This is a genomic window from Burkholderia sp. RS01 (assembly GCF_039748055.1).
GTDB lineage: Bacteria > Actinomycetota > Actinomycetes > Actinomycetales > Micrococcaceae > Arthrobacter.
This window is the reverse complement of the sequence record NZ_JBDLAK010000017.1, coordinates 80,777-102,105: the sequence shown is the minus strand read 5'-3', so window position 1 is coordinate 102,105 and position 21,329 is coordinate 80,777. Positions and strand designations below refer to the sequence as shown.

17 protein-coding genes are annotated in these 21,329 nt (G+C 66.6%); 3 read left to right on the top strand and 14 right to left on the bottom strand.

All coding sequences use genetic code 11. From position 1 onward, the window contains the following. The first annotated feature begins 73 nt into the window (after window positions 1–73). Together ABFP37_RS16110 and ABFP37_RS16105 are read left to right on the top strand one after the other, a co-directional pair. Window positions 74–1,597, top strand: coding sequence for a cytosine permease (locus ABFP37_RS16110; protein WP_347034166.1), 1,524 nt, complete (start codon window positions 74–76; stop codon window positions 1,595–1,597). Between the two features lie 13 nt (window positions 1,598–1,610). Beyond that, on the top strand, window positions 1,611–2,585 hold the full coding sequence (locus ABFP37_RS16105) for a polysaccharide deacetylase (RefSeq protein WP_347034165.1): 975 nt from the start codon (window positions 1,611–1,613) through the stop codon (window positions 2,583–2,585). A 103-nt stretch (window positions 2,586–2,688) separates the two neighbouring features. Here ABFP37_RS16105 and bcp read toward each other — a convergent pair whose 3' ends face one another. From bcp to ABFP37_RS16055, 10 genes are all read right to left on the bottom strand, one after another. Beyond that, the gene (gene bcp, locus ABFP37_RS16100) at window positions 2,689–3,168 is read right to left on the bottom strand and encodes a thioredoxin-dependent thiol peroxidase (RefSeq protein ID WP_347034164.1); all 480 of its coding nucleotides are present in this window, start codon (window positions 3,166–3,168) and stop codon (window positions 2,689–2,691) included. Window positions 3,169–3,292: 124 nt separating this feature from the next. Further along, window positions 3,293–3,943 carry a winged helix-turn-helix domain-containing protein gene (locus ABFP37_RS16095; RefSeq protein ID WP_347034163.1) on the bottom strand — a complete coding sequence of 217 codons (651 nt, stop codon included), beginning with the start codon at window positions 3,941–3,943 and terminating at the stop codon, window positions 3,293–3,295. A 119-nt stretch (window positions 3,944–4,062) separates the two neighbouring features. Then, window positions 4,063–5,406, bottom strand: coding sequence for an allantoinase AllB (gene allB, locus ABFP37_RS16090; RefSeq protein ID WP_347034162.1), 1,344 nt, complete (start codon window positions 5,404–5,406; stop codon window positions 4,063–4,065). Continuing rightward, window positions 5,399–6,676: a glycerate kinase gene (locus ABFP37_RS16085; RefSeq protein ID WP_347034161.1), complete on the bottom strand. Its 1,278-nt coding sequence runs from the start codon at window positions 6,674–6,676 to the stop codon at window positions 5,399–5,401. Before ABFP37_RS16085 ends, allB begins: the two co-directional genes overlap by 8 nt. A 36-nt stretch (window positions 6,677–6,712) precedes the next feature. Beyond that, a complete protein-coding gene (gene gcl / locus ABFP37_RS16080) occupies window positions 6,713–8,491 on the bottom strand; it encodes a glyoxylate carboligase (RefSeq protein ID WP_347034160.1) in 1,779 nt (592 codons plus the stop codon). Between the two features lie 158 nt (window positions 8,492–8,649). After that, a complete protein-coding gene (locus ABFP37_RS16075; protein ID WP_347034159.1) occupies window positions 8,650–9,528 on the bottom strand; it encodes a 2-hydroxy-3-oxopropionate reductase in 879 nt (292 codons plus the stop codon). Between the two features lie 55 nt (window positions 9,529–9,583). Then, a complete protein-coding gene (locus ABFP37_RS16070) occupies window positions 9,584–10,384 on the bottom strand; it encodes a TIM barrel protein (RefSeq protein ID WP_078029614.1) in 801 nt (266 codons plus the stop codon). A gap of 324 nt (window positions 10,385–10,708) precedes the next feature. Next, window positions 10,709–12,091: an amidase gene (locus ABFP37_RS16065; protein ID WP_347034158.1), complete on the bottom strand. Its 1,383-nt coding sequence runs from the start codon at window positions 12,089–12,091 to the stop codon at window positions 10,709–10,711. After that, window positions 12,088–13,437 carry an MFS transporter gene (locus ABFP37_RS16060; protein WP_347034157.1) on the bottom strand — a complete coding sequence of 450 codons (1,350 nt, stop codon included), beginning with the start codon at window positions 13,435–13,437 and terminating at the stop codon, window positions 12,088–12,090. The genes ABFP37_RS16065 and ABFP37_RS16060 overlap by 4 nt, the downstream gene beginning before the upstream one ends. Window positions 13,438–13,637: 200 nt before the next feature. Next, window positions 13,638–14,693: a LacI family DNA-binding transcriptional regulator gene (locus tag ABFP37_RS16055; protein ID WP_078029617.1), complete on the bottom strand. Its 1,056-nt coding sequence runs from the start codon at window positions 14,691–14,693 to the stop codon at window positions 13,638–13,640. A 412-nt stretch (window positions 14,694–15,105) separates the two neighbouring features. Between ABFP37_RS16055 and ABFP37_RS16050 the strand changes: the two genes are divergently transcribed. After that, window positions 15,106–15,312: a hypothetical protein gene (locus ABFP37_RS16050; RefSeq protein WP_078029618.1), complete on the top strand. Its 207-nt coding sequence runs from the start codon at window positions 15,106–15,108 to the stop codon at window positions 15,310–15,312. Window positions 15,313–15,426: 114 nt separating this feature from the next. Here ABFP37_RS16050 and ABFP37_RS16045 read toward each other — a convergent pair whose 3' ends face one another. The 4 genes from ABFP37_RS16045 to ABFP37_RS16030 are packed head-to-tail and all read right to left on the bottom strand — an operon-like array spanning window position 15,427 to window position 21,288. Beyond that, window positions 15,427–17,040, bottom strand: a complete 1,614-nt coding sequence (locus ABFP37_RS16045; RefSeq protein ID WP_347034156.1) for a UDP-glucose/GDP-mannose dehydrogenase family protein — start codon at window positions 17,038–17,040, stop codon at window positions 15,427–15,429. Beyond that, entirely contained in the window at window positions 17,037–18,224 is a 1,188-nt protein-coding gene (locus ABFP37_RS16040) for a phosphotransferase (protein ID WP_347034155.1), read from the bottom strand. Before ABFP37_RS16040 ends, ABFP37_RS16045 begins: the two co-directional genes overlap by 4 nt. Beyond that, window positions 18,221–19,522, bottom strand: coding sequence for an aminoglycoside phosphotransferase family protein (locus ABFP37_RS16035; protein WP_347034154.1), 1,302 nt, complete (start codon window positions 19,520–19,522; stop codon window positions 18,221–18,223). The genes ABFP37_RS16040 and ABFP37_RS16035 overlap by 4 nt, the downstream gene beginning before the upstream one ends. Further along, window positions 19,519–21,288 carry an ABC transporter ATP-binding protein gene (locus tag ABFP37_RS16030; protein ID WP_347034153.1) on the bottom strand — a complete coding sequence of 590 codons (1,770 nt, stop codon included), beginning with the start codon at window positions 21,286–21,288 and terminating at the stop codon, window positions 19,519–19,521. The genes ABFP37_RS16035 and ABFP37_RS16030 overlap by 4 nt, the downstream gene beginning before the upstream one ends. Between the last annotated feature and the right edge of the window lie 41 nt (window positions 21,289–21,329).

Sequence of the window (21,329 nt, the reverse complement as noted above, 5' to 3'; positions counted from 1 at the left end):
ACATCGTATCTTGTTGGATGTGGCCTGGGACACATAATCTGGCGGTATCCCCCTTCCCCCTACGGAGGCCCCCATGCACACCCACTCCACTGCAGCCCCCGCCGGCACAGTGCCGGCAGCCGACAATGACGTCGAAGCCTGGCTACAGCCCATCCCGGAATCCCAGCGGACCAGGAAAGTCTCCGGACAGTTCTGGATCTGGGCCGGCGCCAACCTGGCGCCCATCAACTGGGTCCTCGGCGCCCTCGGCATCCACCTCGGGCTCGGCTTCGCCGACACCGTCACTGTCCTCGTCCTGGGCAACCTGATCGGGATGCTGCTGTTCGGCTGCTTTGTCCTGCTCGGCCAGAAGACCGGCGCCACCGGCATGGTCCTGGCCCGCGCAGCCTTCGGGCGTCGCGGAAACTACCTGCCGGCCGCCATCCAGGCGCTGCTGGTGATCGGCTGGTGCGCCGTCAACACCTGGATCATCCTGGACCTGGTCATGGCCCTGTTCGGAACCCTCGGATGGGTTGACCCCACGGCCCACAACTACGGCTGGAAGATCGGCGTCGCCACCACCATCATGGCGGCCCAGGTGGCCATCGCGTGGTTCGGCTACAAGGCCATTGCCGCCTTCGAAAAGTGGACCGTGCCGCCGACCATCATCATCCTCGCGGTCATGTCCGCAGTCGCCTGGTTCGGAATCAAGATCGACTGGGGCTACGCCGGGCCCGCCGGCAACATCCTCCAGGGCTCCGAACGGATCGCCGCCATGAGCGCCGTCATGACCGCGATCGGCATCGGCTGGGGCATCACGTGGTTCACCTACGCCGCCGACTACTCACGCTTCGTCAGCACCGAAGTGCCCAAGCGCAAGGTCTACCTGGCCTCGGTCCTGGGCCAGTTCATCCCAGTCGTCTGGCTCGGCATTCTCGGCGCCAGCCTGGCCACGAACAGCGGCGAGATCGATCCCGGAAAGCTCATCGTGCAGAACTTCGGCGTCATGGCCCTGCCGGTGCTCCTCCTGGTCCTGCACGGCCCCATCGCCACCAACATCCTGAACATCTACACCTTCTCCGTCGCCACCCAGGCCCTCGACATCACCATCAGCCGGCGCAAGCTGAACCTGTTCGTCGGAGTCTTCTCGCTCGCCGCCGTCGTCTTCTTCATCTTTCAGGAGGACTTCGCCGCCGTCCTGGACGCGTGGCTGATCGGCCTCGTGGCCTGGGTGGCAGCGTGGGGCGGCGTCATGCTGGTGCACTACTTCTGGATCGAGAAGCGCTGGCCGGGCGAGCCCGCACGGCTGTTCGACCCCGTGGGCACCAAGCGCCTCCCCGGCGTCAACTGGGCCGGCGTCGTCTCCCTGCTGGTCGGCATTTTCGCCACCTGGCTGTTCATGTACGGGCTGGTCCCGGTGATGCAGGGCCCCATCGCCGTGGCCCTGGGCGGCTGGGACCTGTCCTGGCTCGCTGGCGGCCTCAGCAGCGCCGCCTGCTACGCGGTCCTTGGGCCCCGGGTGCACCGCAGGTTTCTGGCCGGCACCGGATCGCAGCCCGTCCCTGCAGCCGTTTCCGAGGCAGTAGCACTGCCGTCCACAACCACTGCCGCCCTCTAGAGAGGAACGGACCATGGAATTCTCCGCCTTCGCAGACTCCGCCCATCCCATCACCTGGCCCGAAGGGTACGGGGCAGCCGCCTCCTTCACGTTCGACGTTGACGCCGAGTCATGCACCATCGCCCATGACCCCGCCAGCACCCGCCGGATGTCCCTCATGACGCACCAGTCCTATGGCCCCAAGGTCGCGGTCCCCAGGCTGCTGCAGATCCTCGAGCGGCAGGACATCCGGGCCACGTTCTTCATCCCGGGCTTCACCGCGGAAAGCTACCCCGACGTCGTCCGCCGGATCGTGGACGGCGGCCATGAGATCGCCCACCACGGCTACCTGCACGAACCCATGCAGGGCATCGACGCCGCCACCGAGGCACGCTACATCGACCGGGGGCTGGAGGCGCTGGCCAAGGTGGCGGGCGTCCGGCCTGTGGGCTACCGCGCCCCCTGGTGGGAACTGAACTGGCACTCGCCGGCCCTGCTCGCGGACCGGGGCTTCCTCTACGATTCAAGCCTGCTCGACGGCGACGCCCCCTACCGCTTCAGCGTCGCTGACGGCGACCCTCGGGACCTGGTCGAAATCCCGGTCGACTGGGCACTGGACGACTGGGAGCAGTACGCCTTCTATCCCGGCGTGACCGGCAGCGGCGTCATTGAAAGCCCCGCCAAGGTGCTGGAGATGTGGACGCTCGAGGCAGAGGCACACCATGCGGCCGGGAGCTGCTTCGTGCTGACGAACCACCCGTTCATCTCCGGCAGGCCCTCCAAGGCGGTGGCGCTGGAACAGCTGATCAGCCGGGTCAAGGCCATGGACGGGATGTGGGTGACCACGCTGGCCAAAGTCGCCGAGCACACCCGGGACACCGTGGCCGAAGTCCACAGCCACGCCCGCATCGAGGTTCCGGCCTTCCCCGACGCCGGCGCCCGCTTCACTCCGTCCCGCATCTCCCAGACGCAGGTCCGGCAGTCAGAGCTGGCCGCCGGGCAGCTCTGATCCCGCCCCAAGGCATCGCTCTCACTAGTTACACAAAAAACCGGAATGCTCCCTCACCATGTGAGGGAGCATTCCGGTTTTTGTTGCGAAAGATGCGCGAAGGTTAGACGCCGAGCTCTTCCTTCAGAGCCTGGACGTGGCCCTGGGCCTTGACCTGGTAGCGGGCCAGGCGGACCTTGCCCTGGGGATCCAGCACCACGGTGGAGCGGACGATGCCCTCGCGGACCTCGCCGTCCACAAGCTTCTCGCCCCAGGCGCCGTAGGCCAGCGCCACGGCGTGGTCCTCGTCGGCGAGCAGCGGGAAGGTCAGTGCGAAGTCGCCGGTGAAGTGTGCCAGCTTCTCCGGGGCGTCGGGCGAGACGCCCAGGACCTCGTAGCCGGAGCCCTGGAGCGTGGCCAGGTTGTCGCGGAAATCGCAGGCCTCGGTGGTGCAGCCGGGGGTGGCGGCCTCGGGGTAAAAGTACACGATGACGTTCTTGCCGCGGTAGTCGGCCAGCGAGGTCTGCTTGCCTTCGGCGTCCCGCAGGGTGAAGTCCGGCGCCTGGGTTCCAGGCTGGAGCTTGTTGGTCAGGTTGGGGCTCATGGCATTCCTTCGGATGGATCTGGGTCAAACAAAAACATGTCAGACAAAATCTGGTCAGGCAAAAAATGCGCGTCGAATAAGGACTCAGTCGAGCAAACTAGGGCTGAACTTGATAACAGCGGGCCTAGATGCAGTATTCCGCCGGGCCGCGGACTGTTGCCGCGGGGCCGGGGATGAACCGGTAGCCGCCGCCGCGCACGGTGGCGATCGCGTGCCGGCCGCCGCGCAGCTTCCGCCGCACCCTGCCCACATAAACGTCGATGGATCGGGTGGCCGCGCCCGGGCTGTCGAACGATTCCAGGAACAGCCGCAGCTCCTCCCGATCAATGGCGCGCGAGCAGTTTTCCACGAGGTAGCGCAGCAGCTTGAATTCGACGCCGGTCAGCGCCACCCGCTCCCCGTCCAGCAGCACCTCGCCGGCGGCGAGGTCGACGGCCACCCGGCTCACCGGCCCGGCCGACGGCGGCAGGGGGGAGGCGCCGTCGTCGTCCGTGTACGGGGAGTCCTCCGTGGAGGACGACGACGGCGCGGGAGTGCCGCCGTCGGAACCGGCCGGTGCCCCCTCCCCAGGGGGCGTGCCGGCCGGTGACATCCCGACGTCGGACGTTGCAGCTCCGGCGGCAGGCCAGTGGACTTCCGCCTCCGGAGCAATCTTCAGGGCGCGCGCCAGCACGAGTTCGGCGGCGCGGGCCAGTACGGCTTCATCGAGTTCCTGCCCAGCCCCGAGGTTTACCCAAACGGCCAGGCCCCGGGCTTTCAACGACGGCGCTTTCAACGACGGCGCCTTCAACGACGGCGCCTGACGCGACGGCGCACTCCGAGCCACCCCCGGAGCCGGCGCGCACCGCATCCTCGGGGCGGGCGTATGGGCGTGGACAGCCATGGCGGTGCGCCTCAGACGCCGCCGCGGCGGATCAGCTTGCCGCCGGGGGTCTGGCCGTCCACCACGTTGCCGCGCAGGTAGGTGCGGCGGACGACGCCGGAGAGGGCCTTGCCGTCGTACGGGGTGATGGGGTTCTTGTGCTTGAGCTTGGAGACGTCCACCACGAACGCGTCGTCCGGCGCGAAGACGGAGAAGTCGGCGTCGTACCCGAGCGCCAGCTGTCCCTTGTTGGAGAGGCGGGCCAGGGCGGCCGGCTTCTCCGCCATCCAGGACACCACCTGCTCCAGGGGGATGCCGCGGTGCCGTGCTTCGGTCCAGATCAGGGACAGGCCCAGCTGGAGCGAGGAGACGCCGCCCCAGGCCACGGCGAAGTCGCCGTTTTCCAGGTCCTTCAGGTCAAGCGTCGACGGCGAGTGGTCCGAGACGATGCAGTCGATGGTGCCGTCCTGCAGGCCCTGCCACAGAAGCTCGCGGTTGGAGGCCTCGCGGATGGGCGGGCAGCACTTGTAGGCGGTGGCGCCGTTGGGGATTTCCTCGGCCATGAGCGTGAGGTAGTGCGGGCACGTCTCCACGGTGAGGTGGACGCCGTCGCGCTTGGCCGAGGCGATCATGGGCAGCGCGTCCGAGGAGGACAGGTGCAGGATGTGGGCGCGGGCGCCGGTCCAGCGGGCCCGCTCAATGACCTCGGCGATGGCCTTGTTTTCGGCGCCGCGGGGGCGGGAGGCCAGGAACGTCGCGTACTTGTCCCCGCCCGGATGGGGCGCGTGGTCGATCGCGTGCGAGTCCTCGGCGTGGACGATCATGAGCGAGTCGAAGGACTTGAGCTCGGCCATGTCCTCCTCCATCTCGTCCGCTTCCAGGTGCGGGAACTCGTCCACGCCTGAGTGCAGCAGGAAGCACTTGAAGCCGAACACGCCTTCGTCGTGCAGCGGGCGGAGGTCCGCCTTGTTGCCGGGCACGGCGCCGCCCCAGAACCCGACGTCAACGAACGCCTGGTCCTCGGCCACCTCGCGCTTGAGCTTGAGGCCTTCCACGTTGGTGGTGGGCGGGATGGAGTTCAGCGGCATGTCGATGATGGTGGTCACGCCGCCGGCTGCGGCGGCGCGGGTGGCGGACGCGAAGCCCTCCCATTCGGTGCGGCCGGGCTCGTTGACGTGGACGTGGGTGTCCACGAGGCCGGGAAGGAGGGTCTCGTCGTCGGCGAGCTCGATCACTTCGGCGCCGGAAAGGCCGTTGCCGAGCGGTTCGATCGCGACGATCTTGCCGCCGCGCACACCCACTTCACGGGCCGCGATGCCGGCGGTGGTGAGGATGCGCCGGCCCCGGATGACCAGGTCAAAGGTTTCTTCAGACATTCAGGGGCTCCTTTGTGCGGGCACTGTTGGCTGGCGGGGTGCAATCGGCCGCGGCGGCCGCCGTTTCCGCCAGCTCCAGGCCGATGTTCTTTCCCAGTTGTTCAAGCAGGGACGCCGCTTCGGCTATACATATATCTACCTTGGCCTCCAGCGCGGTCAGCGGGTAGACCTGCCGGAAACCGGAATCCTTTTGCTGTTCGGGCGTGAGCGTGGTGCGGCCGCAGACGGCCATCACGGCGACCCCGGCCAGCGCCGCCGCGCGGGCCACGCCCATGGGCGTCTTGCCCAGCAGGCTCTGCTCGTCGAGGCTGCCTTCGCCGGTGATCACCAGGTCGGCGCCGGCCAGCCGGTCCGCCAGCTCGGTGAATTCCAGCACGACGTCGATGCCCGGGCGGCGGGTCGCGGCCAGTACGGCGATGGCTGCGTAACCGACGCCGCCGGCAGCTCCGGCGCCCGGAGCGTCCGCGGCTTTCAGCGCCCGCGGCCCGATTTCGTCCGCGAGGACGTGCACGAAGTTGGCCAAAGCGCCGTCCAGGGCTGCCACGTCCGCCGGGGTGGCGCCCTTCTGCGGGCCGAAGATGGCGGCGGCGCCTTCGGGGCCGAGCAGCGGGTTGTCGACGTCGCTAGCGAGGATGAAACGGGTCTCGTCCAGGCGGGAGTCGAAGCCGGAGAAGTCGATGCTGGCCAGGTCGGCCAGGGCGGCGCCGCCGGGCGGCAGTTCGTTGCCGGCGGCGTCGAACAGGATGGCGCCGAGGCCCTGCAGGACTCCCGCGCCGCCGTCGGTGTTGGCACTGCCGCCGACGCCCAGGATGATCTGCCGGCAGCCGGCGTCGAGCGCGGCCCGGATCAGTTCGCCGGTGCCCAGGCTCGTGGCCGCCTTCGCGGTAGCGGAGTCCGGTCCGCCGGTCCCGCCGGCGCCGGGCAGGACGGCGGCGGTCTGTCCCGCGGCGGTCTGGCCGGCGCCGGGCAGGACGGCGAGCCCGGAGGCTGCGGCCATTTCGATGACCGCCTCCCGCCCGCGGACCGCAAACTCGGCCGTCAGCGGCCGCCCGGTGGGGCCGCTGACCACGGCGCTGCGGCGGGTGAAGCCGGAGCCGACGGCGGCATCCAAGGTGCCTTCACCGCCGTCGGCCACGGGAATCCGCAGAACCTCAAGGGGGTCCGGCCCCGCGGTGCGGAAGCCGGCGTGCAGCCCCTCCTCAAGGTGCCGGGCGACGTCCGGGGCGGAGAGCGAGCCCTTGAACTTGTCCGGCGCGATCACAATGCGCATTGCTGTGCCTGTCTTTTAGTGTTGAGCGCTGCAGCTTTACGGCTGCAGGGCCAGGATGGCGGTGGGAGCGTCGGCTGCGGTGGCGGCCAGCTCCTCGAATTCGTTCACGGCATTGATTTCCAGGCCCATGGAGATGTTGGTGATTTTTTCCAGGATCACTTCAACCACCACGGGAACCTGGAACTCGCCCACGAGCGCCTTGGCCTTGTCGAACGCGGCAGCCATGTCGTTGGGGTCCTCCACCCGGATGGCCTTGCAGCCCAGGCCCTCGGCCACCTTGATGTGGTCCACGCCGTAGCCGTTGGTCTCGGGGGAGTTGATGTTTTCGAACGCCAGGGACACGTTCTGCTCCATCTTGAACCCGCGCTGCGACTGGCGGATCAGGCCCAGGTAGGAGTTGTTCACCACCACGTGGATGTATGGCAGGTTGAACTGCGCGCCCACGGCCAGCTCTTCGATCATGAACTGGAAGTCGTAGTCGCCGGACAGGGCAACAACGGTCTCGTCCGGCTTGCCGCGCACCACGCCCAGCGCTGCCGGTGCGGTCCAGCCCAGGGGTCCGGCCTGGCCGGCGTTGATCCACTTGCGCGGGCCGAAGACGTGCAGCATCTGGGCGCCGGCGATCTGGGACAGGCCGATGGTGGACACGTAGGTGGTGTCCTTGCCGAACGCCTTGTTCATCTCCTCGTACACGCGCTGCGGCTTGATGGGGATGTTGTCGAAGTGCGTCTTGCGGTGCAGGGTGGCCTTGCGCTCGGCGCACTCGGCAACCCAGGCGGAGTAGTCCGGCAGGGTCTTGGCGTCGCGGCGCTCGCGGGCCAGTGCCAGAAGCCCGTCCAGGGCGGCGCCGGCGTCGGAGGCGATGCCGAAGTCCGGGGAGAACACGCGGCCGATCTGCGTGGGCTCGATGTCGACGTGGACGAACTTGCGGCCGGCGGTGTAGATGTCCAGGCCGCCGGTGTGGCGGTTGGCCCAGCGGTTGCCGATGCCGATCACGAAGTCGCTGCGCAGGTAGTTCTCGTTGCCGTAGCGGTGCGAGGTCTGCAGGCCCACCATGCCGGCCATCAGCGGGTGGTCGTCCGCGATGGCGCCCCAGCCCATCAGGGTGGGGATGACCGGAACGTTCAGCAGTTCGGCCAGCTCCACCAGCTGCGCGGAGGCGCCGGCGTTGATGATGCCGCCGCCGGCCACGATCAGCGGGCGTTCGCCTGCGGTCAGCATGTCCAGGGCCTTCTCCAGCTGCTTGCGGCTGGCCTTGGGCTTCTCGACGGGCAGGGGCTCGTAGGTGTCGATGTCGAACTCGATCTCGGCCATCTGCACGTCGATCGGCAGGTCCAGCAGCACGGGGCCGGGGCGGCCGGAGCGCATCAGCTGGAACGCCTTCTGGAAGGCGCCCGGAACCTGGCCCGGCTCCAGGATGGTCATGGCCATCTTGGTGACCGGCTTGGCGATGGACTCGATGTCCACGGCCTGGAAGTCTTCCTTGTGCAGCTTGGCTACGGGGGCCTGGCCGGTGATGCAGAGCATGGGGATGGAATCGGCCCACGCGGCGTACAGGCCGGTGATCATGTCGGTGCCGGCGGGGCCGGACGTGCCGATGCAGATCCCGATGTTGCCGTCCGCGGCGCGGCTGTAGCCGTCAGCCATGTGGCTGGCACCTTCCACGTGGCGGGCCAGGGTGTGGCGGATGCCGCCGTGGGCCCGCATTGCCGAGTAGAACGGGTTGATTGCCGCGCCTGGCAGGCCGAACGCCTCGGTGGCGCCCTCCTTCTCCAGGATGGCGACGGCTGCGTCTACGGTGCGCATCTTCGTCATGGTGTGCTCCTTGAAAGCTTTGGGGTGCCCTTTACGGGCTGAATTTTGGGTATGTTTTTGGGTGTACCGGGGGAGCCGCCGTCGTTCATGTACGACGGCGGATCTCCGGTTTTGCTTGTTGTCCGGCTACTGCCGGAGGTGCTTTACTTCCGCCCGGGTTACTTCCGGCCAGAGAGCTGGAGGACCTGCTTGAAGAGGCCCGAGTGGTCCAGGCCGCCGTCGCCCTGGTTGACGGTGGCGGCCACAAGCTGTGCGGCGACGGCGCCGAGCGGGAGGGCGACGTTGGCTTCGCGGGCGGCGGAGGTGACGATGCCCAGGTCCTTGTGGTGGAGGGCCAGGCGGAAGCCAGGGTCGAAGTTGCGGTCGAGCATCTTCTGGCCCTTCTGGTCCAGGACCTTGGAGCCGGCCAGGCCGCCGCCCAGGACCTTGAGGGCGGCGTCGGTGTCCACGCCGTAGGCCTCGAGGAACGCGATGGCCTCGCCGAGGACCTCGATGTTGACCGCGACGATCAGCTGGTTGGCGGCCTTGACGGTCTGGCCGGAGCCCGACGGGCCGACGTGGACGATGGTCTTGCCGACGGCGTTGAGGACGTCCTGTGCGGCCTCAAAGTCGGCCGCGTCGCCGCCCACCATGATGGAGAGGGCTGCGTCGATGGCGCCCTGTTCGCCGCCGGAGACCGGTGCGTCGAGGGGGCGGATGCCTGCTGCGCGGGCGTCGTCGGAGAGGCGCTTGGCGACGTCCGGGCGGATGCTGCTGGCGTCGATCCAGAGGGTGCCCTGCTTCGCGTTGGCGAAGATGCCGTCGGCGCCGCTGACGACGCCCTCAACATCGGGGGAGTCCGGCACCATGGTGAGGACGACGTCGGCGTCCTTGACGGCGTCAGCGATGCTCGTGGCGCCCTTGCCGCCTTCGGAGACGAGTTTGTCGATCTTGTCCTGGCTGCGGTTGAAGCCGGTGACGGTGTGCCCGGCCTTGACGAGGTTGATGGCCATGGGCAGTCCCATGATGCCGAGTCCGATGACTGAAACGTTGCTCATGATTGTTCCTTACTGAAGTCTGTGGGTAATTCGCTGGTTGAGCTTGTCGAAACCGCTAGTTAGAAGCGTGTGCGCGGATGGCCCAGCTGAAGGCCGTGTCCGCCGGTTCCTTGTACTCGAGGCCGATGTAGCCGTCGTAGCCGAGTTCGCGGCTGCGGGCGATCCACTCGCCGAGGGGAAGCTGCCCGGTTCCGGGTGCCCCGCGGCCGGGGTTGTCGGCGATCTGGATGTGGCCGAAGTCCTTGGCGTGGTTCTCGATGACGGCGGCGACGTCGTCCCCGTTGACCGCCAGGTGGTAGAAGTCGGCGAGGAGCTTGACGTTGCCGGCGCCGGATTCTTCCCTGACCCGGGCGATGACCTTCAGGGCGTCGGCAGCCGTGAGGAGCGGGTACCTGGGTGCGCCGCTGACGGGTTCGAGGAGGACGGTGCCGCCGATGCGGGCCACTCCGGCAGCCGCCGCCGCGAGGTTTTCGGCGCCGACGGCGTCCTGCTTCTCCGCGGATTCGCCGTCGACGCGGTTGCCGTAGAGGGCGTTGAATGCCTTGCATCCCAGGCGCTCGCCGATGCCTGCGACGACATCGATGTTGTCGCGGAATTCGGTGGAGCGTGCGGGCCACGACGTGAGGCCGCGGTCGCCACCGGGCATGTTGCCGGCATTGAAGTTCAGGCCGGAGAGCTGGACGCCGGCGTCGGTGATTGCGCGTTCGAAGGCGGTGGTCTCGGCGTCGGTGGGGACGGACGATTCGAAGGGCCACCAGAACTCGACGGCGTCAAAACCGGCCGCCTTCGCGGCAGCGGGGCGCTCGAGCAAGGGCAGCTCCGCCAGGAGGATGGAGCAGTTCACTGTGTACGTCATCGTAGGTCCTTCCGAGGAGGGGCTTTGATCTATCTTCCCGCTAACTTGGCTCTTTCGAGATTCCGCTTTGTGGAATTTAGATTCTGCTTTATGAAAAGTTTAGGGAAGGCGCGAGTGGGAGTCAAGGGGGTGGTGCTTAAGGAGGTCCAAGACACTCCGCCTGGGCCGGGCCAGGCCGATGGTGCCTGCAGACACATGAGTGGCCGTCACTATCGTGTGACGGCCACTCATGAACAACGATGCAACAGCTCAGTCTTCGGTGGGTTCCTTGGGAGGGGTTGGGTCTTGGCCTTGGACGGGTCGACTAGGGGCCAACACTTGCCGCTAACAGATGGCCGTTATCACCCGTGCGCTCTCCGCATGCGAATGCGCCAACGGAGAGTTCTTTGCCCTAACGAGCTCCTCGAGAAGCAGGGCAACTGAGAACACCGTTTGTTCACATTTCGGCCTGCCAATGAGCTGAACGGAAGTCGGCATCCCGTCAGAGCCCTTTCCCATGGGCAGTGCGAGGGCCGGAACGCCAAGGACACTCCAAGGACTAGTGAAATTTAGCAGGGCCTCTTTGGCGTTTGTCCATCCGGCATCGAAACCGGACCGCTGCCCGATCAGGGGTGCAGTGATCGGAGCTGTAGGGCAAATCAGCACATCGCAATCCCCGAAATATTCGTCGACGCGAGCCCGCCACTGGCTCCTTCGAGTGAGCGCCGAGCGATACTCCCTCTCCTGCACCCTCTGGGCTCCTTGAAGCCTCGTCCGCACTTCGTCCTGAAAAAGCTCCGGGTGTTCCAGAAGTCGCTGGCGGTGGGTTGCCACGGCTTCGGCGCTTTGAATATGGTCGTACACCGAGATCGATTCCTCTAACCACCCGAGAGTAACGTCGCTGACGATAACTCCGGCGTTACGCAGGGCACGTACAGCGTTCGTCATGGAATCCGCGACTTCAGTACTTACCTTCGAGTAAAACCCATCGGTTATCAGCCCAACCTTTACCGCCCCGGGAACCGCCATGACCGCGTCCGAGGCAGTCTCCGAAATCACGCCCCAGACGCGGGACACGCCATCGACATCCGAAGCAAGAATGCCGACGGTGTCCAGGGTCGGCGCGAGCGGTATGACACCGGTAGCGTCCACCGTTCCGGAAGTGGGGCGCAGGCCAACAGTTCCGCACAGCGCCGCAGGGATTCTGACGGAACCACCCGTATCCGTACCTAATGCGAAAGGAACGTGGCCAGCAGCTACGGCTGCACCGGAACCGCTGCTGGAGCCGCCGGACATCTTTGTCAGGTCATGCGGGTTGAAGGTTGGACCAGTGGCGGCAATGTCTCCGGTGGGTCCGAACGCGAACTCGTGGGTGGCGGTTTTGCCGAGGATGACCGCGCCGGCGGCTCGGAGCAATTTGACGACGCCAGCGTCCTCCGTGGCGATTTGGTGTGGGAAGTTTGACCCCGCGGTGGTGGGCATACCGGCCGCATCAATGAGGTCTTTGATGCCACAAGGCACCCCCGACAGCACGCCTCCTTTGTTGCCCAGTGAGCGTTCGTGATCGATTCTTTGTGCATCACTCTCGGCTTCGCCGTTCATCGTAAGCCAGGCATTTAGATGCTTGTTGGAAGCGGCGACTCCGTTCGCCGCTTGGAGTGTGACAGCGGAAGCCGTCGTCGAAGCGGAACGTATCTCATCAGCTATTTGTCTTACAGACGTAGTCACGCGCTCACCTTGCTACGTCGGAACCGACCAGGCTGAACGAAGGCCATGGCTACAACGCCGATGCAGGTTGCTACAGCGGTTGCAATAAACATGGAGTCGAATCCGTGCGCCGCGACCAGGAAACCGGTGAGCGTCGGGGCTACGACTGTCGCAATGTTGGCAAAGAAGTGGGTCATTCCTGCGAAACTGGCCGATTTGGCCGGCACGGTGTCAATCAGAACTGTCCAATAGACAGCGTTAGGCAGGGAGTTGAGGGCATTCCCGAGCGCCATGACGAGAAGCACGGCTGTCGGGTTGTCCAGGGTGGGAATGAAGCAGAAGCAGATTGTGGTCAGGGCCAACGACAACATCGCAAATCCGCTTCTGGCGATCCACAGGCTCCCCGTCTTCTGACGTAGCCAGTCGGAGATTTTTCCGCCGAGTACAACAGTGAAGCAGGCGCCGATCCAGGGCACCATGCCCAAGTACCACAACGACCCGAGCTTGAAGCCGAACTCGGATTCCAAGTACCTGGGAGTCCAGCTGAGAATCATGAAGTTGACGTACATGAAAGAAAAGTAGCCAAGAGCGTTGAAGATCAGAGTCCTGCTGAGGAAGAACTCGTACCATTTGGCATTCGCACCGCCGGCGAAGCCGTCCGCATTCCCCCCGGTCACATCAGCTGTCTGAATCCGCGCCAGCTCCTGGGAATTGACGCGCGGGTTTTCTTCTGGCTTGTTGGTGAAAAGAAGCTGCCACCACAAAAGCCAGACCAGCCCAAGGACGCCCAGGACGACGAACATCCAGCGCCAGCCCCCGGTCAGCGTGATCAGGCCAACGGCGACGGGCGCTGACAGCAATGCTCCGAGGGGTGTCCCCAGCAGGCCAAATGCGGACATGAAACCGCGCTCTTTGACCGTGGACCAGTTCGCGACAGTCCGATTGATGGTGGCGTACGTCGGCCCCTCTGCGAACCCGAATCCAATTCGGAATATCGCGAAGCCCACAAGGGCGGAGCCGAACAACTGCAGACCAATGTCGCCCGCGATGACGACTGCAACGACAAGGACCGACCATGCCGCGCAGGCGGCCGTCATTGTCCATTTGGGGCCCTTCCTGTCAGCCAGGAACCCCCCGGCCAGAGCCCCGAACATGTATCCGTAGCCAAAGAAGCCGAGAATCTGCCCCCAGGCGACGGGGTCCAGCCTGTACTCACCAATAATCCCGCTGGCCGCATAAGCGATCGCGCCGCGGTCAACATAATTCACGACGGTAATTACCACGATGCCAAGGAGCACGAGATAACGGAATCTCGTCGCTCGGGTGACTGTTTTGACCTGTTCCGTCAGGCCGACTCTGTTCGACATGCCACAACAGTAAGGGTGACTCCCATCACAGGTCAACAGTTTTTGTAATCGATTACACATGACATGCGTAATCGATTACACGCTCACGCCTATGGCGTCCGTTCCATCTAGGGGTGGATGCGTCTTCTGGCCGCTGTCTTTGGTGCTTCAGTTGAGCCCGCGGGGAGGGCTGCGATCATCGTGGTGCTAAACCGCTCGAACTATTTGTGTCCGGCCTTGGACCCGAGCCCGCTGTCGGTGGAGCTGCGAACAATGAGAGACGGGCTCAGTTGCGCAGAGCTCACACGCTTCCCCGCGATCTTATTCAGCAGAGTCAGAGCCGCCAGTCTGCCAATGTCATTCATGGGGCTGCGTATTGTGGTCAAGCTGGGAACGGTGATCCCAGAAACGGAGACATCGTTGAACCCCACAACTTTGATGTCCTTTCCCACGGAGAACCCCCGTCTGGAGCATTCGCCCATGAACCCGATCGCTGCCATGTCGTTGACGAGGAAGACGCCCTCGGGAAAAGGAGGCGACAACAGCAGCCGTGCTGCTGCTTCCTCGCCGGCCTCCGCATAAATCGAACCATTGATCACAGAATTGTTGCTGAGTGTGCGGCCAGCCACACCAACCCTTTCCATGAATCCCCGGGCCCGGTCCTGCAGGTTCGTGGCGTAGTCCATGCCCGCGTACACCGCCAAGGGACCCGTGGTGATTCCCAGCAGGTGCTCGGCCGCCAACTGCCCGCCAATGTAGTCATTGCAAGTGACGGATGTGTAGCCACTGGCGCGTCGGTTATAGAGAACATTGGGGGTCCCTGACCTGCGAACGTCGGCCAGCGCCGCTCCGCCAACCAGTGCGTCACCTATGAGAAGACCATCCACCTGGCGGCGGATGAGAAGTTCAATTTTCTCCTTTTGCTGAACAGGATCGTCATTGGTAGTCACTGCAAGGGTCTGATAGCCGCTTTCAGCCAACACGCTTTCGATGCCTTCGTACATCAGGGCAAGTACTTCATCGCGCATTCGGGGAATCGTCACACCGATTACGTTGCTGCGTTTGGTTCGCAAGCTGGCGGCAAGGGTGTTGGGCCGGTAGTTTAGCTCCTTGGCTGTCACCCAGACCCGCTTTGCGAGGGCTGTCTTCGCCTGGGCTTCCGGCCGGGCCAGAACCCGGGAGACAGTCGCCGCAGTCGTCCCGACCTGCTCCGCAATAAGACTGAGCGTTACCGGCTGGTTGTCCTTCCGGCCCCTGCGGCCAACGCGTTCCGTCACCTGCCCATCCTATTCTGCCTGCACTCTCAGGGGTCACACCGTCACTCACGTCGGAGGGTGTCGGCGTCCTCACCCGCTGCGCAGCAGGGCGGCGTTGGCCCGGGCAGCGCACGCCTGTTCGATCTCATGTCCTCCGGCTGGCTCGAACGAAGAACGTGGACGCGAAGGCAACGAAAGCTCATTTGATGTAAAGGATGCTGGCTCCCCAAAGCACTGTCACGGCGGCGGATTCTTTCCTAGAATTGATGTGGGGCCGACGGCAAGAGCCTGGCGAGTGATCTGTATTCGCCCCAGGTGCCTTCCCAAGCGCCGCCGGCCCTTATGATCGCGGCACGAATCCCGCAAGATTCCGATCCGGTCACTCTACGCCCGTTGATCTTCCCGCGTGAACATGTGCGTGTGACCATGGGGCATGAGCGAAGAACTGATGGCGGCGGCACCCTCCGGCGGTGGCGCTCCCCGCAATCGATCGGCCGGAATGTTCCATCCCGAAGGCTCCGAGGCAACACGGCAACTGCGCGAGCAGGCTCGGCGTCGGCGGGAAGCAGAAGCGAAACTGCAGCTGCACCTGACGCAAACCCGCACCAAGCCCGCCGGAGCACCTGACCCGGCGCTCTGACAGGCATTTCCTGACAACGGGCCCTCTGCCCCCAGATCACGACACACCATCCACTTCACGGCGGCACCGAAACGGTGCCGCCGTGATTACTGTCCCGGCTAATCCAGAAACTGCCTACACACCCAGCGACGCGTCCCGTGACGCCGGCTCAAGCGGCCGGGAAGGCTGCGTTCGGGCCGGCAGGCGGGACGGAGCGCCGAGGGCGCGGTAGTCCCAGCCGGCGGCCCGGTAGGCGTCGGCGTCCAGCGCGTGCCGGCCGTCCACGATGTTCCGCAGCTGCACCAGTTCGCCCAGTGCGGCCGGATCGGCACGCCGGAACACGTCCCATTCCGTCAGGAGCGCCACGATCTCGGCGCCTGTCACGGCGGCCTCCAGCGAGCCGGCATAGGCCAGGTCCGGGTAGCTCCGGCGGGCGTTGTTCATGGCCTTGGGGTCGTACACGGTTACGCTGGCCCCGGCCTGATGGAGCATGCGGGCAACATCCAGGGCGGGAGCGTCGCGGATGTCGTCGGAGTCGGGCTTGAAGGCGGCGCCCAGGACGGTGACCCGCACGCCGGTCAGGTCTCCGCAGGCCATCTCGGTGATGAGATCCACGGTGCGCTGGCGCCGCCGCTGGTTGATGGCATCCACTTCCTGCAGGAACCCGACCGCCTGCCCGACGCCGAGTTCCCTGGCCCGATGTGTGAAGGCGCGGATGTCCTTCGGGAGGCAGCCGCCGCCGAAGCCCAGGCCCGGCTTGAGGAACCGGCCGCCGATGCGGGTGTCGTAGGAGAGCGCCTTGGCCAGGTCGTTGACGTCGGCGCCCGTCGCCTCGCACACCTCCGCCATCGCGTTGATGTAGGAGATCTTCGTGGCAAGGAAGGAGTTGGCGGCCGCCTTCACCAGCTCGGCCGTGGCGAGGTCGGTGACCACCACCGGAGTGCCCTGCGCGATGATCGGCGCATAGCAGGTCGCCAGCCGGTCCCGAGCCCACTCGGACGGAACACCGAACACCAGCCGGTCCGGGTGCAGGGTGTCCTCCACCGCGTGCCCTTCGCGCAGGAACTCCGGGTTCCACGCCAGCTCCGCGAGCCTGCCCGCGGGGGAGCTGGCGTGGACGAACTCCGTGAGCCGTTCCGCCGTGCCGATCGGGACGGTGGACTTTCCCGCGACCAGGCAGTGCCGGTCCAAGTGCGGGGCCAGCCGGGCGAGGGCTGCGTCCACGAAGCGAAGGTCGGCCGCCGGGGAGTCTGCCTCCTGCGGGGTGCCGACGCACACGAAGTGAATGTCGGCGCCGCGGGCCGCTGAGAAATCGCTGGTGAACGTCAGCCTGCCGCTTTCCAGCATGATCCTCAGGAGCTTCTTGAGGCCCGGTTCGAAAAACGGCGGCTTGCCGCGCGAAAGCGCCGCGACCTTGGCCTCGTCGACGTCGATCCCCACCACGCGGTGGCCCAGGAGGGCCATGCACACGGCATGCGTCGTGCCCAGGTACCCCGTTCCGATGACGGACAGGGAAAGGCCGGCGGGCCCGGTACCGTTTCCCGCGTGCCCGGTACCGTTCCCTGACGGCCCGCTGCCGTTGGAGGACGGATGGGCCCCGTTTGCGGACGGGCCGGTACCGTTCCCTGACGGCCCGCTGCCGTTTCCGGACGGGCCGGCGGCGGTGGCGGTCACGTCAGCAGGGGCGGGGGGAACGGACGACGGCGGGACGGACGGGGCGACGTAATCTCCCCATGCGGAATTGCTCATGTCAGGCTTCGTTCTGTGCTCAAGAGCGGGACAGGTTCGCGCCCGGCTGCTCGGCGTCCGGGGGATCGGCGCAGCTCCGGCGAAACCAGGTCCATGGATGTCAGGTATCTCACCGCCCAGGATCCCCACGGCGGGCGGAAGGAGTAAATGCAGGCCAGCCGGAGCCGCGCGGAGGCGGCATACGCCTCGAACCGTTCCGGGCTGACGTGCAGGCGGCTTGCCGCGGACACGATACTCGCGTGGGCCGCCGCAAACCGCCGTGCTGTAAGCAGGTTCTGCCTCCGCCGCAGTTCCAGGTGCACGTCCAGGTTCGCCAGGTCCAGGGCGGCCTCGGCCCTGCACGCTTCATCGAAGTCCAGCAGGCCCGGCGCTCCGGTGTTGTCGATGCCCATTCCGGCGCTATCCGTGCCCAGTATTTGCTTGTCGTGCAGGTCTCCGTGCGACCACCCGAGGGGATCGGGGGGCCCGGCCAAAAGACCGGCCTTTACGGCATCGACCTGTGCCAGGAGTGCAGCGCGTCCCGGTGCGGCCTCGGGGATCCCTTCGCTGTGGAGCAGCCAGCGATCCATCCACCGCCGCACTTTGGCCAGTTCTTCTTCGGCATCGCGCAGCGGAAGCTGCTCCAGATTGCCGCGGAAAGCGGAGCTGTTGGCGCGGGCAACAGTTTCCGTCCACGCCCGCGACCAGCCACCCCACATGCCGGCAAAGAAGCCGTCACTGACGGTGGCCTGGTCCTGGCCGAGCTCGTAGTAGGACCGGCCGGCCACGCGGCTGAACGCCAGGACGTCCGGCCGGGTTGCGGTCATGACCGGTGTCCTGAAGCGGCCGCCGGCCAGGGGCGCGGTGGCCAACACGTGATTTGTGGCCGCCGCGGGCGCCTGTTCAGGCCGGAACACCTTGATGTACGTGTCGCCGGCACGGAGGACTGCACGCTTGTGGGCGCGGTGGACCACTGTTTCGCCCTTGGGCGACTCCCGTGCGAGGGCGGGCAGCTTGGAGTCGTCCGCGGACACCGGGACAAACCGGCCTTCGCGGAAGAACCCGCCCCGCACCCCGGGATAGCCGGGTGAGTGAACCTCGAGGACATACCGGCCTGCCGAGACGCCGGGCCACGCGCGGCCCACCAGCCACTCTTTTCCTGCGGGGTCGGTGACGCGGCGCGGTACGGGAGGATGCCAGTTCATGAGATCAGCTCCTCGGCCCGGCGCAGGTGCCAGGACATGTCGGCGGCCCATTCCGGGGACCGGTCCCGGAAGGGGTCAACGCTGCTGTTGAAGAGCCGGAAGGCTGCCCAGGCGTCCAAGCCCGCCTCGGTGAACCGGCCGCCCGCCGCGGCGTAGCCCTCGCTGAGCCGGGCGGTCTTCGGACCCCCGGCGCCCCTAGCGCGCCGGGCCGGCCCGGCGGGTTCCCTGGAGGCGGCGGCGCGCACCGCTTCCTCCGCCGCAGCGAACGATCCCAGGTCGGCCTCGGCCGCGCCGATGCGCGTCCGGTCGAAATCGATGAGTCGCACCTCCGAACCTCCCACCAGCACCTGGTCCGCGGAGAAGTCGCCGTGCACCAGGACGTACTCGGACGCGGCGCCGTCCTTCAGCAGCCGGGCGCGCAGCTCGGCTTCGACCCGCCGGGCCGGTTCCTCCAGTGCGGGGAGCAGGGACGCAACCATGGACCGCGTTGCCTGCAGCTGCGCGGCGATGTCGTCCCGCCAGACGTCCGGCCCCGCCGGGAAACCGCCGAGGGGGATGCCGTGTAGCCTGGCCAGGGCTTCCCCCGCGCTGACGGCTCCGGAGTCGTCGTCGAGCCCGGCAAGGTCGCCGCCGCCCCAGGCCGCGCAGGCGCTGATGCCGTGCTCGAGGCATTCGGCGTCCCCCAGTTGGGGGAGGTGCGGAACCCCGTGCAGGTTCAGCCGCTCCAGGAAATGGGCCTGCTGCTCGGCGCCGGCCGGCGTTGCGGCGGCCTTGATGACCACCGGGGCACCGGAGTTCTGGACGAAGAGGACTAGGCGGCGTTCAGGCTTGTACCGCAGCACGCTGCCTGTGCCGGCCAGCACGCTGCCGGGCTGTTGCGGGAGGCCGAGCCGTTCCATGCCGTGTTCGCGCAGCCAGAGCAGGTTCCCGTAGAGAACCCAGTCGTCCTCGACGCCGCCCACCGCCACCAGGTTGTCGTCCTGCCGCGGATCGGGCCGCAGGACCCGGATGTCTCCACCGCGGGACCGGGAGGTGAGCTCGCGCCGAAGGAGCTTGGCGTTGCCGGCGCGCGTCCGGGTCATAGCCCAGCCGTAGTCGAAGGCACCGTTGCGGATACGGCGGAATGCCACCAGCAACGAGGTGCGCGGCTTGTAGCGGACCCGCGTGACGCGGACGGTTTCGCCGAGCAGCGAAGACAGCCGGGAACTGTCCAGCAGGTAGGGCAGGCCGGGCAGCGCATCATCGCGGCTGGCCAGGGAGCAGTCCGGATTTTTGAACGCGGCCTGCGCACCGGTCATGGCACTTCCAGCTTCTCTTCGGGCCGGCTGGGGTCCTCGTCATCCATCCAGCGGGCGAACCGGGTTCCGGGATCCCGCAGCAGCACTTCCGGGCGTCCCTCCTCCACGATCCTGCCGTTTTCGAGCCAGACGATGCGGTCGCACGAACGGGCGGAGTGGACATCGTGGGTGATGGTGATGGAGGTCCGTTCGCGCGTCAGGGCGGCGAGGGCCTGCAGTACGGAATCCCGGGAAGCTGCGTCCAGGCCGGCCGTCGCCTCGTCGAGGATGACGATCGGCGCCCGCCTGAGGATGGCGCGGGCAATCGCGATCCGCTGCCGCTGGCCGCCGGAGAGGTCCTTCGCCGCTTCGCCCAGCACCGTGTCGTAGCCGTCCGGAAGGGTTCGGATGAAGGTGTCGGCCTGGGCCAGGGCAGCAGCCTCCTCGATTTCCTGGTCCGTGGCGTCGAGCCGGCCGAACCGGATGTTGTCCCGGACGGAAGTGCCGAACAGCACGGAGTCCTGCAGCAGGATGGACACATGCGACCGCACGGACGCGATCTTGAGGTCCCGCAGGTCCTCACCGCCCACCCTGACCGATCCGGTGGCGGGATCGATCATGCGCAGGATGAGGCTGGCCAGCGTGGACTTTCCGGCGCCGGACGGGCCCAGGATGGCCAGATGCTCGCCGGCCGGAATGGTCAGGTTGATCCCGTGCAGCACCATTCCTTCGCCGTGGCCCGCGTATACGTCATCCATCACGATGTCCGGGTTCTTGCTGTCCAGTCGGCGGGCATGGGCGGATTCGGGCAGGTCCGTCTGGGCTTCCAGCAGGTCCGCCACGCGCTCGCCGGAGGCCGTGGCCCGGGCGAGCCGGCCAATCTGTTTCGCCACGTCCTTCAGGGGTTTCATGCCCGTCTTGAGGTACATCAGGAAGATCACCAGGTCACCCGGCGTGATCACGTGCTCCATGGCCCGCCAGCCGCCGCCAGCCAGCACAACCGCCGTCGCGACGCCGATCAGCACGTCGGTGCGCCGCTCAAGGCCGGCGGCCAGCCGCAGCGCCGCAACGCCCGTTCCCAGGGTGGCCTGGTTGCTGCTGCGGAAGCCGGAACTGATGGTGTCCTCCAGGCCGTAGGCCTGGACCTCCCGGATGGCTCCCAAAGTCTGCGCCGCCGTCGTGGCCAGGTAACCCTCGCCCTTGCGGGAGTTGCCGGCCGCCGCCGTGATCGGGCCTGAACTGGCGCGGGATAGAAGGACGAAGACCCCGCCGGCCACAATCACCACCAAAGAAAGCAGGGGATCCAGCCAGAGCAGGATGCCGATCATCGCCACCAGGGTGGCCATGTTGCCCATGAGCGGGAGCCCTGCGGTGATTGCCACGTCCTGCAGCCGGGACACATCGCCTACCAGGCGCTGCACGGTGTCCCCGGTGGACGCCTTCGTGTGGTGGCGCATGGACAGGCTCTGCACGTGGCGGAAGGCCCGCGCCCTCAGGTCCGCAGCGACCCTTGACCCGATGAGGGCGAAGCAGATGGAGGACCAGTAATTGGAGATGGCGCGCCCGATGCTGATGGCCACCACCGCTGCCCCGCACAGGATGAGGGTCTGCACACTAGCGTCCAGGGTGGGACCGGGTCTGTGCAGCGTGGCGCCCAGCGAGCGGGACACGGCGTCAACCACCAGCTTGAGGGGCCACGGTTCCACCAGGCGGAAAGCGACGTCGAATGCCAAGCCGGCGAATCCGCCCACCATGAGGAGGCGGTGGCCCTGGAGATGCGGGCGCACGCAGCGCAGTGTGCGCCGAAGCCCGGACTCCGGCTTGGGCG